The sequence below is a fragment of the Shewanella gaetbuli genome (assembly GCF_023284065.1).
GTDB lineage: Bacteria > Pseudomonadota > Gammaproteobacteria > Enterobacterales > Shewanellaceae > Shewanella > Shewanella gaetbuli.
Genome location: NZ_JAKIKP010000013.1, coordinates 93669 through 108219 on the forward strand (window position 1 = coordinate 93669; position 14551 = coordinate 108219).

The following is a 14551-nucleotide window of genomic DNA, read 5'->3' on the forward strand; positions in this document are numbered from 1 at the left end:
GAAATTCCATTAATCTCATTTATTTCTTCATGAAATGCCGAAAATAATAGATTAAGGGGCAATATGAATACTGTCAGCAATAGCACTAGATTAAATTTAGCAACCAACAGTCTTGACTAGGTAATGGGCCATTCTATAAAACAATCCCTGAGTTTAAACAAGGTAACCGCTAACAAAGTATCATTAGCTCCTGCACTATCGTCAAAACCTATTGAAACCTTATATATTCATATTCCTTTCTGTCACACTTTGTGTCGATTTTGCTCATTCCACAAAATCAAATTTAATGAACAAGTCGCCAGAGAATACTTTGTCGCCCTTAGACAAGAAATTCGCACGGTTATTGCTCAGGGTTATCAATTCAACCGAGTGTATATTGGCGGCGGTACCACCACTATTTTGGAAGATGAATTAATTAAAACCATTGAGTTAATTAAATCCATCACCCCAATCCGCGAAATATCCTGTGAAAGCGATCCGATTTATTTTAAAGAAGGTAATCCGCAGTTATTAAAAGGTTTGGTTGATCGCATGTCTATTGGGGTTCAAAGCTTCGATGACAAAATTTTAAAAGCCAGTGGACGATTTGAAAAGTTTGGCAGTGGTTTACAGCAAGCAGAATACTTAAACCAAGCCATTGAAATTATTCCCACTGTCAATGTTGATATGATGTACGGTTTTGACATTCAAACTCCAGAATCTGTTTCCCAAGATCTTCAACACGCGATTCGTTTAACACCAGATCAAATAACCACATACCCATTAACAGTAGGAATGGGTAAAAACAAAAAGAAAGCCGGACAGTTAGCCGGAAACCCAAATGCCTTGTGGCCACAATATCTTGCCGTTAAAAACACCATGGCTGAAAGTTATAATATGGAGTTTCCATGGACCTTTAGCCGTAGTTTTGGCGACAAAGTCGAAAACAAGTATGTATTAGATGATGAAGATTGTTTTGGCGTTGGTTCTGGGGCATTTGGCCGCTTTGCCGATCAATTCAATGTATCTAGCTTTGACATTGACCACTACATTAAACGAATTCAAGCAGGGTTATCTGGCACTTGTTATACCAAAGAATTGACCAGCAAGTCTCTTATCCAGCATCACTTAATGATGATGATGGGTCATGGGATATTAGATAATGATCTATTCAAAACACATACAGGCCAGTCTTTATGGCAAGCCTTCCCTATTGAGTTAAGCTTTTTACTATCAGTAGGTGCATTAACTAAGGACGGCAATAACTACCACACCACCACTGCAGGTCAATTTATTGCTTTAAAAATGTTTTCAGGCTTCTTATCAGGAATGGACTACTTAAGAGAGCAAGCAAGAGACTTACCCTTACAGCAACAGAGCATTCAAACAGCATAGTGTATCGAGAAGCAGATATAGCTGGTGTAAAGACACACATTTAAACAGTTGATATTTAAGCAATAAGAATATGTTCTTCTTGGATAAAAAACATACTGCGGTTTTATTCGTTCTCGGGTAATGTAGTTAAAAATAATAAATACAACTCTGCTCTGCTGCTTAATAAACCGACTTGAGCATGCAGAGCTATTAGCATAACAAGGACCGAAACTATGCCAACTTATCAAGCTCCTATTCGTGACTTTCAGTTTATTTTGTCAGAACTACTCAATATTTATCAGCAACAAGACTTAAGCGGTTTTGATGAATTTGACCCTGAGTTAGTGGATGCCATTTTGCAAGGTGTAGCTGATTTCACTACCGATATTATGTTGCCACTAAATACCATTGGGGACACACAAGGCTGTAAGATTGTTGATAATAAAGTCATTACTCCTGAGGGATTTAAGCAGGCTTACGCTCAGTATGTAGACAACGGCTGGGCGACGTTAACCTGTGACCCACAATACGGTGGTCAAGGCTTACCTGAAGTGATTGGCACCTTTGCCACAGAGATGAAAGCCGCTACCAATATGGCATTTGCCATGTACCCCGGATTAACTCATGGCGCGTATTCGGCAATTCATGCTCACGGTAGTGACGCCTTAAAACAAAAATATCTTGAAAAACTGGTCAGTGGTGAATGGACTGGCACCATGAACCTGACTGAATCCCATGCTGGTACTGACTTAGCCCTATTACGCACTAAAGCCCAACCGCTAGATAATGATACTTTTGCCATTAGCGGTGAGAAAATTTTTATCTCATCAGGTGATCATGATTTAGCAGACAACATTGTTCATTTAGTGCTTGCTCGCTTACCGGATGCTCCGGCTGGCGTTAAAGGTATCTCATTGTTTGCAGTGCCAAAATTTTTAGTGAATAACGATGGAAGCCTTGGCGAAGCCAATACACTTCAAGCCACCAGCTTAGAACACAAAATGGGGATTCATGGTAACTCAACCTGTGTCATGCTTTTTGACAACGCTGTAGGTGAATTAATTGGTGAGCCACACCAAGGCTTAAGAGCCATGTTTACAATGATGAATCAAGCACGACTAGGTGTAGGTATTCAAGGGTTAGCCGTATCAGAAATTGCATATCAAAATGCCCTTGAATACGCCAAAGAACGCATTCAAGGTCGAGCATTAAGTGGTGCAAAAGAACCCGATAAAGCCGCCGACTCAATTTGGGTTCATGGCGATATTCGCCGTATGTTACTGTCGCAAAAGTCTTTCAATGAAGGCACTCGAGCATTAATGGCGCAGCAAGCATTATGGTTAGATCAAGCTGAGCGAGAATCTGACCCAACCAAAGCTAAACAAGCTAAGGCGTTAGCCGCACTGTTTACACCTATTGTTAAAGGCTTTGTTACTGACCAAGGTTTTAAAGCCTGTGTTGATGCACAACAGGTTCTTGGCGGACATGGATATATTAATGAATGGGGCATGGAGCAATATGTTCGCGACATTAGAATATCAATGATTTATGAAGGCACTAATGGCGTACAAGCTCTTGATTTAGTCGGCAGAAAACTGCTTGGCGATAAAGGCGAAACATTAACGGCATGGTCAGATATGGTGAAAGGTTTTATTGCTCAACATCATAACAACTCACAAATGACGCCTTATATTAATGGCCTAATGGAAGCGGCTGGCGACTTAGAGCGCGCCACCCAATTTATTGCTAAAAATGCAGCCACTAACCCTGATATTATTGGCGCGGCCTCTTTTGCTTATATGCAGCTATTTGGAATCAGTGCATTGGCTTGGATGTGGGCACGAATGGCGGCAACTTCATTAGCAGCATTAGAACAGCCCTCTGAAGAAGCTGATTTTTATCAAACTAAATTAAAAACCGCACAGTTTTATATGAGTTATTGGGTCACGCAAACTCGCAGCCTGCGCAAGCAAATTGAAGCAAGTAGCGAGCATATTATCAGTTTTGATAGTAATGACTTTTAGTTCTTAGATTGAGATAAACAAAGCCGCGTTGTTAGCATTCAAAAATAGAAGCTATCAACGCGGCTTTTTTATGTGTAGTTATTTATTATAAAAGCAAAACCAATTAAGCGTATTCAGCCATAAAGTCATCTAAGCTGTCATTAACCACTTCAATTTCATCACCCGCAAACTGAGCAATATGGAATAACGCTTCGCCTTCATTGGTAACAGGAATATTACTATTACCAATAATAATCCCGTCTGTCGGGGCTCTTAATGGAATAGACTCCCCACCATGTGGATTAACAATGTAGGCTAAAATATTGCCTTTATTAACTCGCTCGCCCAGTTTTAACTTAATGTTAATTAAGCCATCAGCCTCGCTTCTAACCCAATAGCTACGACTGGCATTAACACTGCTGCCTTTTAATCGAATACGACCTTTAATCATTTCAAGATGTCGCATAACATTTAGCACACCAGTTAAACCCGATTTAATCGACATTTCGCTAAATCGTAAGGCTTCGCCCGCTTCGTATAAAATACAAGGAATGCCTTTACTATTTGCATAACCACGCATAGAGCCATCACGTGTTTTTGAGGTCATGATCACTGGGGCACCAAAAGCATTCGCCATTGCTAACATCACTTCGTCATCGGTGTCACAACGAATTTGCGGCAAATTTTCACGATGAATAGCTCCGGTGTGTAGGTCAATAATATGTGTGGCACAGTCAACTAATTGATGTGATACCAAATGAGCTAATCGGCTGGCTAACGCGCCTTTTGCAGACCCCGGAAAACAACGATTTAAATCTCGACGATCAGGCAAATAACGTGATTGTTGAATAAAACCAAACACGTTAATAATCGGCACAATTAAAACCGTACCCACTAAGGTTTTCGCATTCAGTTTACCGAGTAACCGGCGACATATTTCAATGCCATTTAATTCGTCGCCATGAATAGCGGCACAAACGAGTAATATAGGGCCAGGCTTATTGCCGTGAAACACTTCAACATGCAACTCCATTGGCGTGTCGTTATAAAGTCTTGCAGCAGGAAGCTTAACGCTTTCCTGCGTGCCGGCTTTAACGCTCACTTCACCTAAGGTGAAAGCTTCGCGCTTTTTTGCCATTTAACCTACTCCTTTGGTTTTACTGGTAATTTTTTTGCTGTTTTTTTCAATAAATTGGATAATTTTATCAGCAACATCAATTCCGGTGGCTTTTTCAATGCCTTCTAAACCTGGAGAAGAGTTTACTTCCATCACTAATGGGCCATGTTTAGAACGTAAAATATCAACACCAGCAACATTAAGCCCCATGGTTTTGGCAGCACGCACTGCGGTAGACCGTTCTTCTGGGGTTAGTTTAACCACTGTGGCACTGCCACCACGATGTAAGTTAGAACGAAACTCACCCGCAAGCGCTTGACGTTTCATCGCAGCAATGACTTTATCGCCAATCACAAAACAACGAATATCCGCACCACCAGCTTCAGCAATATACTCTTGTACCATGATGTTAGCTTTTAAGCCCATAAAGGCTTCAATAACTGATTCAGCGGCTTTACGGGTTTCAGCTAAAACCACCCCAATCCCTTGCGTACCTTCCAATAATTTGATCACACAGGGTGCACCACCTACCATGTCTAATAAATCAGGCACGTCAGCGGGTTTGTTCGCAAAGCCTGTTACAGGTAAGCCAATGTTTTTACGTGATAATAGCTGTAATGAACGCAATTTATCACGTGAGCGTGTAATGGCGACAGATTCGTTTAGAGGATGGGTACCCATCATTTCAAATTGGCGTAAAACTGCTGTGCCATAAAAGGTTACCGATGCACCAATACGCGGAATAACTGCATCAAACTTAGGTAACTCTTCACCACGGGCATGAATGCTGGGTGCATTCATATTAATGTTCATGTAACACTTCAACGGGTCAATAACCTTAACGCTATGACCTCTTAGTTCTGCCGCTTCTTTTAATCTACTGGTTGAGTATAGATTTTTATTACGCGACATAATTGCAATGTGCATTTTATTCTCCTGCTAAATAGGATGCGGCAGAGTCCACTAGAAACCGCCCTTCAAGGGCTCGACGACCTAACAGCATACGAAATTTCATGTTATCTCTGTTAGTAAGCGTCAATTCAATATCAAATTGTTTTCCACCAATAATAATTGGGGTTTTTATTACATATCGCTGAGTGACATGACCACCAGAATCACGTACTTGTCTTCTATCGAACACGGCAAACTCTGCAACCACTTCACGATCTGACTCTTGTTCTGGATGCAACCAAACTCGAATCCATTTCTGTTTTTCTTTTTGAAATGGCTTTATTTTGAATGCATGTAAGCACGAAGTTTTCGCGCCGGTATCAACTTTAATTTTAATCTTTTCATTGCCAATTTCAGGTAACGTACCCCATTCTCTCCAACCTACAATATCGAGAGTTTGTTCAGTCATGGTCTTCCCTTACATTTTGCGAGAAAAGTTTTCTCGGTAACCATAAAAATTTTTGCCAACTAAAGCATAGTTGGCATCAACAAAATTTGGCGCAATATACACTGCATTTTTAATAAAATATATGCTTTTAATCGTAAAAGATACTTTAACGATAACCGTCGATATATGGAAAATTTCACGCGGGTAACAAGAACAAATAAGCTATTAATTAACAACAGCTTAATAAGAATTAAAAAGCAGATAAAAACGGCCAAATTATTGTGCCGTTTTTAGTAACAAAATTCATTTGGTAAAAATTATCATCCAACAGGTTATTTAACCTTAGACTACAAGCAATATTAGCCCCAGGGTTATGAAATTAACCATCAACAAAATACCTTTGAATCTGAGACACATTACGCAGCATCAACCTTCATACCGTGGGGAATAGGCAAGCCATTAGCATTGATATTTACAAATACCATTTTATCAATACTCGCAATAGGTGCATGATTGATTTTATTACGTATTTTACATCGAATAGTGACCGAGCTTTGCCCTAAACTGACACACTCAAAGCCAAACTCAACAATATCCCCCACCACAGCAGGAGTCATAAAACTAATTTCAGAAATTAACTTTGCAACATGGCATTGGCTTTTCATCTGGCAACTAGCGTAAATGGTCGCTTGTTCATTTAACCAAGTCATCAATTGGCCACAGCACAAGGTTTGGCTATTATTTAAATGAACGGGAAGAATTAAATGACGGCTATAATATTTCATACTGACCTCAATGGGTGACTACCAATAAATACCTCAAAAGAGGTAGCAATCATTAGGCCAACTATTTTTCTGTCAATTTAGCGGGTTTTGTTAAATTATTCACTCATAAGCACCCTAATATGCTCAAATGTTTGCACTAAAAACGCGCAAATTAACCATATTAGGGAACTTGCATGAATGCGATGAACCACTAACGTGCTAATGATATTTTCAGTTGCTCAATAAAAATATCGATATCAGCGCGCGATATATCGGCATGGGTCACTAATCGAAGTTGCTTTGATGGGCTCACCTTAATACCTTTATGTAATAAAGAATGCACCAGCTTGTTAGGGTCAACTTGGTCAGCTAACTGAGCAAACACCATGTTTGTCTGTACCTCACTTACATCCACTTCAATTTCATCTATTTGTTGCAGTTTTTCTGCTAATAATTGAGCATGAAAGTGGTCTTCAGCTAACCGTTCAACTTGGTCAAGTAAAGCCAATTTTGCCGCAGCTGCAAGTATCCCTGCTTGACGCATTCCACCACCCAGCATTTTACGCCAACGAATAGCTTTATGAATTAAGCGCTCATCTCCTAACAAAATGGACCCAACAGGAGCACATAACCCTTTAGATAAACACACTGACACAGAATCAAAATATTGAGTAACATCACCAATTGCAACATTTTGGGCAACTGCAGCATTGGCCACTCTTGCACCGTCTAAATGTATTTTTAGCCCTTTGTTAAACGCTAATGACTGAGCTTGAGCCAAATAGTCTTGCGGCAATACTTTACCACCGATGGTGTTTTCTAAACTAAGTAAACGAGTTCGAGCAAAATGAATATCATCGGGCTTAATGGCTTGCTTAATATCAGCTAACAAAATTGAACCATCGGCTTGGTTAGCAAGAGGTTGAGGCTGAATACTGCCTAACACCGCTGCGCCGCCACCCTCGAACTTATAGTTATGCGCTTGTTGACCGCATAGGTATTCATCCCCTCTGTCACAATGCGCCATCAAAGCGAGTAAATTAGCTTGAGTCCCTGAACTAACAAACAACGCGGCGTCAAAACCATACATTTCTGCAGCCATATCTTGCAAGCTATTTACCGTTGGATCGTCACCATATACATCATCACCCACTTCAGCTTCGGCCATTGCCTTTCTCATCGCCATGGTAGGCTGAGTCACAGTATCACTTCTAAAATCAATCATAGTTTCAAGTCAATCAGTTGAATTTTCCGTAGTGTAACGGATTCACTTCAAGCGAGTGTGAATTTTTTTGTGCTCACAAAAAAAACCAGCAATTATGCTGGCTTTTTTGTGAGTTAGCTAACAAACCTAGCTAGCTGCAAGCTCTTTGACATGTAAATCCATTTGTGGGAATGGGATTTCAATTTCAGCTGCATCTAATGCATTTTTGATTTGCTCAATAATCTCAAAACGTGCAGGCCAGTAATCACTAGTGTTCACCCAAGGACGAACCACAAAGTTAATTGATGAATCTGCAAGCTCCGCTAAACCAATGGTATAAGCGGGGTCTTTTAATACATAGCCGTTATTTTCGAGTACCTCAGCTAATACCGCTTTAGTTTTTGCAATGTCAGAGGTATATCCCACACCGATCACTAAATCGATACGACGTTTGGCTAACGCAGAATAGTTAGTAATTGTGCCGTTCATGATGGCTGAGTTAGGGGCAACAATTAATTTGTTATCGCCGGTACGCAGTTTAGTTGAGAAAATAGTAATTTCATCAACAACTCCTGCAACACCAGCAGCTTCAACAAAGTCACCAACACGACAAGGGCGGAACAATACCATTAGCACCCCTGACGCGAAATTAGATAATGAACCTTGAAGTGCTAAACCAACAGCTAAACCAGCAGCACCAATAACAGCCACTAATGAAGCGGTTTGGACACCTACTTGCCCTAATGTTGCAATCACAGTGAACACAAACACAATTGCCCATGCCATATTGGCAACAAAAGACACCACGGTTTGGTCAACGTTACGATTGGTTAATACTTTAGATGTTAAGCGTTTTGATACGCCAGCAAAATATTTACCAATGATAAATATGACTAAAGCCGCTAATGCTTTAAGACCATATGCCATTAAAAACTCAGGGGCTTGTTGCATCAGCCCTTCTAAACCTTCGAGGTTTTCCATTGTTTTACTCCCTTAAATGACAGATTATTCTGCCGAAATGATAAATTCTACCCGCCTATTCCGCTGACGCCCTTCTATTGTGGAGTTATCTGCAGCAGGTTGTGCGTTACTCATTCCTTTTACAGAAATGTTTTCAGGTTTAAAATTAAATCGCTTAATCAGCAGTGACTTAACCTCTTCGGCCCGCGCTAAAGATAACGCCTGATTAATATCATCACTGCCGATAATATCTGCATGACCGATTAAGGACACATAAACATTTGGATCAGTTTGCTTAATTTCATTAATGACATCGAGCATAGGTAACTGAGATAACACAATATCTGCCTTAGCAAATTCAAAATATATCGGCTGTAATCTTTGCAAGATACACGCTGAGGCAAGTTGATCGTTTTCTAATATTTCACTAGCGTCACGACACATTGACTCAAGTTCAGCACTTGCTATTCCATCATTAATGACAGAATTGCTGACGCCAATATTTTTTTCATTATTACTGAGCGGCTTAATCGTGTCAGGGTCTGTGCAGCCATTCGCCATCACCACGCTTTGTTTTGGTGTATCATTGCAGGCATCCTTTTTATCCGGAACGCCGTCCAAATCAGTATCAACCCATGCATTAATGTGAATGCTAGGCATCATAGCTAAAAGAAACATCACTAACGATTTACGCATAAAAGCCTTAAAAATACTGAATGGGTTACCTAAACCAACAATTGAGCAATTTAGTCCAATTGAAAATTTTCTCACACCACACCAACTAATCGCATTTTAACCTTTAGTTACACTTTTGCAATCAGGCAAAACAAATAAGCAACAGCACCAACACATTTAGCTTGATAATGCGCCAAGAACTGCACGACTAAAAACAGCAACGACTTCTTTGTATTGACCATAAAATCTGCCAAACCTTCAACATACCCGCGTTGAAAAAGTGACTCTAAAATAATCTATCGATGCTAAGTGAGCCTTAGCACCTAAATTTATTAAGCTTAATTTCAGTTTATTTTCAGACGGGTTGGCAAGGTTCGCTTTCAGTATAGAAAAGTCTGTCAAAGTTTGCCGCTGTCAATTGGAACAAAATCGGCGAGGCCTTTTAAAGCATAATTTTTTAACGGATGTGGTGAAATGTAAATAATAACGGCTAAATATTACATTTTCATTAGTGTTAAAATTAGCCTACCACCCGCACAACCGTTGACTTTTCTGGTCGATAGGAGGTATATAAGGTGGACTTTTTGATGTTTTAAACGAATTTAGCATTGAATCGATAATATACATTATAAAAAATAAACAATAAGTAGGTCTTGATTGCATTGATTTTAGTTTTTTTTGTCCCAAGAAAAACTTAATGCGCAACACAAAGCCTCAATTTGCAAACAAACTTTTCTGTGGTGTTTCATGCACTACAGCAATCACAAGCTTTAAGGTGGAAAACTTAATGAGTGAAGTAAAAGCACCAGGAACGATGCTTGGGCATCCAAAAGGATTGTTCCTACTGTTTACAACAGAATTGTGGGAACGGTTCAGTTACTACGCAATGCGCGCCATCCTTGTTTTATATTTGGTAGACCAAGTTTCATCACAAGGGGGGCACGGTTTAGGCTGGAGCCAAGCTGACGCTTTATCTTTATACGGAACATTTACCGGTTTAGTCTATTTAACACCACTTATCGGTGGTTGGTTAGCTGATGCCTACTTAGGTCAACGTAAAGCAATCTATATTGGTGGTGCCTTAATGGCAGCAGGCCAATTCATGCTAGGTACGCCTCATGCATGGATCCCTGGTATGGAAACTGAAATGTTTTACCTTGGTTTAGGTACCTTAATTTTAGGTAATGGTTTATTCAAACCTAACATTTCAACCATGGTTGGTGACTTATATGAAGAAGGCGATCATCGTCGTGACGGTGCATTCACCATCTTCTATATGGGGATTAACGTAGGTGCATTCTTGTCTGGTATCGTAGTGGGTTCAGTTGTAGCCGCTTACGATGGTAGCTACCAAGCAGGCTTTATTTGTGCAGGTATCGGTATGGTTTTCTCGTTAATCATCCAATTCTTATTCGCACAGAAATTACTGGGTGATATTGGTACTGTTCCTGCTGCAAAGCTTGAAAGAGACAGAAATGCTGGTAAAGGTGAAGTCCGTAAAGAACCATTAACTAAAGTTGAACGTGACCGTATTAAAGTCATCATGGTAATGGGTTTATTTACCATCATTTTCTGGGCTGGCTTTGAACAAGCTGGCGGTTTAATGAACCTATTCACTAACGACTTTACAGACCGCATGATTGGTGGATGGGAAGTACCAACGACATGGTTCCAATCATTAAATGCCATGTTTATTGTTATTTTTGCTCCGGTCATTGCCTCTATTTGGGTACGTCTTGGTAAAAATGAGCCTAACTCTCCGGTTAAATTTGCATTAGGTTTAGTGTTATTAGGCATTGGTTTCTTATTCATGATTGGTGCTGTTTTAGAAATGGGCGGTGACGCTTCAGCTAAATCAAGCATGTGGTGGTTGGTCGGTGCATACTTCTTCCACACCATGGGCGAATTATGTTTATCTCCTATTGGTCTATCAATGGTAACTAAGCTTGCTCCACTACGTATTGCATCATTAATGATGGGTGCATGGTTCTTATTTGTTGCTATCGCAAACAAAGTAGGCGGCTTAGTCGGCTCACTCATCGGTCATGGTGGCGACGCCTCTGAGCAATTAGCCAATGCGATGTCTATTTTCGCAGGTATTGCGATTACCGCTGCTGTTTCAGGCATTATTTTATACTTCATGTCAGACAAGCTTGTTGACTGGATGCACGGTGCTGAAAGTAAGCATGATGACGAAGAAGCAGCATTAACTGAAGAAATTGCAGTAACCGCTGAACATGAAGCGATTAAACGCTAAACGTTATTAATACTGATAATAAGCCTCAAGTTAAACTTGAGGCTTTTTTTTATCTTTTCAAAGATGAATAAATAATAATCTATTATCGTATTGCCTATTGAATATCTAGGCGCTATTTTAAAAAAACGTTTAACGTCATAGAGGTCACGATGCGAGCTAGAATTGTTATTTTTGCCACGGCTGCTTTTGCATTAACCGGTTGCAGTTCTTCTTATCAATTTGAGCATGAAGGTATGCAACAAAATGCTAAATTAAACCCTGAATTAGGCGTATTGATATCCACTCCAGATGACGGTTTTTATGGACAAAAAAAATACCCTAACTCTGCAAAAGCTACGGTGCAAACAATCAAAAGTGAATTTTTAAAATATTCAAAAAATGTTGATATCACCCAAGACTGTAAAGGGAAGCAATGCCTACAATCAATAGATAACCAACAATATGGTTATTACATCGAACCGGTGATATTACATTGGGAAGACAGAAACACTGAATGGTCTGGTAAGTCAGATAAAGTAGAAATTCAGATAATTACTTACGATGCCAAAACACATCAGATCATCAAAGATGCACGTTTTTCAGGCAAGAGTAAATGGATGACATTAGGAGGCGATCATCCGCAAGATTTATTAAAAGACCCCACAGAAGAATACATTAACTCCTTATACCAATAACGGCTTATAAATCAATTTACTTAGATTTATTGGATATAGCCGCTTTTGAAAACATTAACCTCAACGGCGACTTCTCCTCTGTAGGATATTAAACGTTGAGGTGTTGTAGTGGTACGGTTAAGTGTGAAGCTAGCTTTAACTCAGTATTTTGTCGAGTTGAACTTGCAATGACGGATGGTAACTGAGTTTAGCTTGTGAATAAATTTGCAGTGCCTCTTGTTGATACCCTGCCACCAGCAATTCAATATATAAAGGTTTAACAAATTTCGCTCGGCCAACGGTGTTTAAAAACTGACTCATTGTATCGAGCACGGGATCATAGTGATTTCTAATCGCAACTCTGAACCAGTCACAAGCAATTTCAGCATTTTGACTTTGGGTAAAACCAAACACCTCATCTAAATCCATTAACTGCTCTTGAGAGATAACTTGTGGTAAATGATTTAGAAAATATTGCCAATGATGCACCTGCCAGTTTTCAACATTAAGTGTGGTAGCCGAATGACCGTGTTCAAAGTCGAATAATGCATAACGTACTTTATCTAAACTATGGGTCGTTGGAGGGGAAAACCATTCTGGTAACCCTTGACCATAAACCCATTCAAGTAATTCATCTTCAGACAGCTTGTCAGCATACACCGGCAACACATATTGCTGCATATAACCTATAAATGTTTCAGTGGTAATTGCCTGAAATGCATAGTGTTGAATGTAATCAAAAAGAAACTTATCAAAATCTTGCCGCCCCAAACGTTGCTCTAATTCATGAACAAACATAGAGGCTTTGTCATAAGTGAAGCGGTTAAAGGCTAAATTAGGATCACGGGTTTGTACATTTGCAGGTAATGTTTGATCAGATAAATCAAATGATTGCATCTCTTCTTTTAAACGTGTGTATTCATTGACCCATTCTAAATCGGCTTGCTCTTTTGAATAAACTGCCTCAACAATCCTATTGGTAAAATAGGTGGTAAAACCTTCATTCAGCCATAAGTCACGCCAAGTCGCATTGCTCACTAAATTTCCTGTCCACGAATGAGCCAACTCATGAGCCACTGTTGAAACTAAACTTTTATCGCCAGTGATCAACGTTGGGGTCATGAAAGCCAACAGCGGATTTTCCATCCCCCCAAAAGGGAAACTGGGTGGCAAAACTATCATGTCATATCGCCCCCAAGCATATTCACCTAATAATGACTCAGCAACTTGTATCATCTGCTCGGTATCTTCAAACTCCTTTACCGCTTGGTCTAACAATCCAGGTTCAGTATAAATGCCGCTTCTGGGGCCTGTCGCGGCAAATGCTAAATCCCCCACCGCCAATGCTAATAAATGTGTTGGGATAGGCTTATCCATAACAAAATGAAATATTCCATCCTGTGGCATTTTAGCGTCATTTAAGGCGCTCATAACCGCCCGTAGACCATTAGTGACTTTGATTTCAGCATCAAAAGTCACCCGCGCTTTGGGGCTATCTTGCAGAGGAATCCAGCTACGAGCATTAATAGGCTGAGACTGACTAAATAAACAAGGCTGTTTTTTACCTAAAGTTTGTTGCGGGGTTAACCACTGTAGCCCCTGAGCGGTGGGAGAGGTTTGGTAGTCAATAATAATTAAACTATGTTCACCATTTAGGTTAACAATAAGTTTTTGACCCAATACATCATTGACCTCTTCAATGCTAAAGTCTAAAACTTCACCTTTGCTGTTTTTTATAGCGCTTATTGCTAAATCTCGACAATCTAAGATAAGTCGCTCAGAGGCTATTTCTTGCTGTAAGCACTTAAAATGAAGTGTCACGCTACCCTGCAAAACTTGGCTGCCAAAGTCGACATTAAGACTGAGTTCAAAATGTGTAACGACAAACTCGGTTGTATTCGCACTAGAGTGATAGTCATGGTCATTGTCGAAAGAAGCTGATGCGGTAGTCATTGGTAAGGCCTAAAAATCTATTTATATGTTTTATTTATCTATTTTAGTATTTCTGCAGTATTTTTTATAGTCAACAAGGTTAAATTTAACGCTAACACACTTGTTTATGGAAATATTTTTGAAATAGCAGGGAACTACTTTAGTTTTTAACACTCTGAATATATGAACCAAATTTTTATTGAGTGCTTGAGGTTTTCCATACCATAAAGACTCTTTGTTTTGTTCATCATCATCCCCCTATTCGATAGCTTATCTCTATCACTCAAATTGCAT

At 39.7% G+C, this 14551-nt stretch carries 12 protein-coding genes; 4 read left to right on the forward strand and 8 right to left on the reverse strand.

Annotated elements, in window-relative coordinates:
* The first annotated feature begins 123 nt into the window (after window positions 1-123).
* Both L2672_RS14850 and L2672_RS14855 read left to right on the forward strand, forming a co-directional pair.
* The gene (locus L2672_RS14850; protein WP_248996623.1) at window positions 124-1374 is read left to right on the forward strand and encodes a coproporphyrinogen III oxidase family protein; all 1251 of its coding nucleotides are present in this window, start codon (window positions 124-126) and stop codon (window positions 1372-1374) included.
* 212 nt (window positions 1375-1586) lie between these two features.
* On the forward strand, window positions 1587-3377 hold the full coding sequence (locus L2672_RS14855; protein WP_248996624.1) for an acyl-CoA dehydrogenase C-terminal domain-containing protein: 1791 nt from the start codon (window positions 1587-1589) through the stop codon (window positions 3375-3377).
* A gap of 103 nt (window positions 3378-3480) precedes the next feature.
* Here the strand turns inward: L2672_RS14855 and L2672_RS14860 are convergent, their stop codons facing one another.
* The 7 genes from L2672_RS14860 to L2672_RS14890 all read right to left on the reverse strand — a co-directional run bounded on the left by L2672_RS14860 (window position 3481) and on the right by L2672_RS14890 (window position 9436).
* Entirely contained in the window at window positions 3481-4494 is a 1014-nt protein-coding gene (locus L2672_RS14860) for a succinylglutamate desuccinylase/aspartoacylase family protein (RefSeq protein ID WP_248996625.1), read from the reverse strand.
* Window positions 4495-5400, reverse strand: coding sequence for a 30S ribosomal protein S6--L-glutamate ligase (gene rimK / locus L2672_RS14865; RefSeq protein WP_248996626.1), 906 nt, complete (start codon window positions 5398-5400; stop codon window positions 4495-4497).
* A 1-nt stretch (window position 5401) separates the two neighbouring features.
* Window positions 5402-5833: an ATP-dependent zinc protease family protein gene (locus tag L2672_RS14870; RefSeq protein WP_248996627.1), complete on the reverse strand. Its 432-nt coding sequence runs from the start codon at window positions 5831-5833 to the stop codon at window positions 5402-5404.
* Window positions 5834-6228: 395 nt separating this feature from the next.
* Entirely contained in the window at window positions 6229-6597 is a 369-nt protein-coding gene (locus tag L2672_RS14875; RefSeq protein WP_248996628.1) for an acyl-CoA thioesterase, read from the reverse strand.
* A gap of 190 nt (window positions 6598-6787) precedes the next feature.
* Window positions 6788-7801: a low-specificity L-threonine aldolase gene (ltaE, locus tag L2672_RS14880; protein WP_248996629.1), complete on the reverse strand. Its 1014-nt coding sequence runs from the start codon at window positions 7799-7801 to the stop codon at window positions 6788-6790.
* A 126-nt stretch (window positions 7802-7927) separates the two neighbouring features.
* The gene (locus tag L2672_RS14885; protein WP_248996630.1) at window positions 7928-8761 is read right to left on the reverse strand and encodes a mechanosensitive ion channel family protein; all 834 of its coding nucleotides are present in this window, start codon (window positions 8759-8761) and stop codon (window positions 7928-7930) included.
* Between the two features lie 24 nt (window positions 8762-8785).
* Window positions 8786-9436 carry an OmpA family protein gene (locus tag L2672_RS14890; protein ID WP_248996631.1) on the reverse strand — a complete coding sequence of 217 codons (651 nt, stop codon included), beginning with the start codon at window positions 9434-9436 and terminating at the stop codon, window positions 8786-8788.
* Between the two features lie 766 nt (window positions 9437-10202).
* Here L2672_RS14890 and L2672_RS14895 point away from each other — a divergent pair.
* Together L2672_RS14895 and L2672_RS14900 are read left to right on the forward strand one after the other, a co-directional pair.
* Window positions 10203-11672 (forward strand): peptide MFS transporter, encoded by a 1470-nt coding sequence (locus L2672_RS14895; RefSeq protein ID WP_248996632.1) that lies wholly within the window; start codon window positions 10203-10205, stop codon window positions 11670-11672.
* 149 nt (window positions 11673-11821) lie between these two features.
* Complete coding sequence (locus L2672_RS14900) at window positions 11822-12346, forward strand: DUF4823 domain-containing protein (RefSeq protein WP_248996633.1); 525 nt, start codon at window positions 11822-11824, stop codon at window positions 12344-12346.
* A 135-nt stretch (window positions 12347-12481) separates the two neighbouring features.
* Here L2672_RS14900 and L2672_RS14905 read toward each other — a convergent pair whose 3' ends face one another.
* Entirely contained in the window at window positions 12482-14278 is a 1797-nt protein-coding gene (locus tag L2672_RS14905) for a M1 family metallopeptidase (protein ID WP_248996634.1), read from the reverse strand.
* Window positions 14279-14551: the final 273 nt, after the last annotated feature.

What these genes read in the sequence shown, in the direction of transcription:
- L2672_RS14875 (WP_248996628.1), bottom strand. Translation starts at nt 6,597, where the DNA reads ATGAAATATTATAGCCGTCATTTAATTCTTCCCGTTCATTTAAATAAT.
- rimK (WP_248996626.1), bottom strand. Translation starts at nt 5,400, where the DNA reads ATGCACATTGCAATTATGTCGCGTAATAAAAATCTATACTCAACCAGT.
- L2672_RS14850 (WP_248996623.1), top strand. Translation starts at nt 124, where the DNA reads ATGGGCCATTCTATAAAACAATCCCTGAGTTTAAACAAGGTAACCGCT.
- L2672_RS14905 (WP_248996634.1), bottom strand. Translation starts at nt 14,278, where the DNA reads ATGACTACCGCATCAGCTTCTTTCGACAATGACCATGACTATCACTCT.
- L2672_RS14900 (WP_248996633.1), top strand. Translation starts at nt 11,822, where the DNA reads ATGCGAGCTAGAATTGTTATTTTTGCCACGGCTGCTTTTGCATTAACC.
- L2672_RS14860 (WP_248996625.1), bottom strand. Translation starts at nt 4,494, where the DNA reads ATGGCAAAAAAGCGCGAAGCTTTCACCTTAGGTGAAGTGAGCGTTAAA.
- L2672_RS14890 (WP_248996631.1), bottom strand. Translation starts at nt 9,436, where the DNA reads ATGCGTAAATCGTTAGTGATGTTTCTTTTAGCTATGATGCCTAGCATT.
- ltaE (WP_248996629.1), bottom strand. Translation starts at nt 7,801, where the DNA reads ATGATTGATTTTAGAAGTGATACTGTGACTCAGCCTACCATGGCGATG.
- L2672_RS14885 (WP_248996630.1), bottom strand. Translation starts at nt 8,761, where the DNA reads ATGGAAAACCTCGAAGGTTTAGAAGGGCTGATGCAACAAGCCCCTGAG.
- L2672_RS14895 (WP_248996632.1), top strand. Translation starts at nt 10,203, where the DNA reads ATGAGTGAAGTAAAAGCACCAGGAACGATGCTTGGGCATCCAAAAGGA.
- L2672_RS14855 (WP_248996624.1), top strand. Translation starts at nt 1,587, where the DNA reads ATGCCAACTTATCAAGCTCCTATTCGTGACTTTCAGTTTATTTTGTCA.
- L2672_RS14870 (WP_248996627.1), bottom strand. Translation starts at nt 5,833, where the DNA reads ATGACTGAACAAACTCTCGATATTGTAGGTTGGAGAGAATGGGGTACG.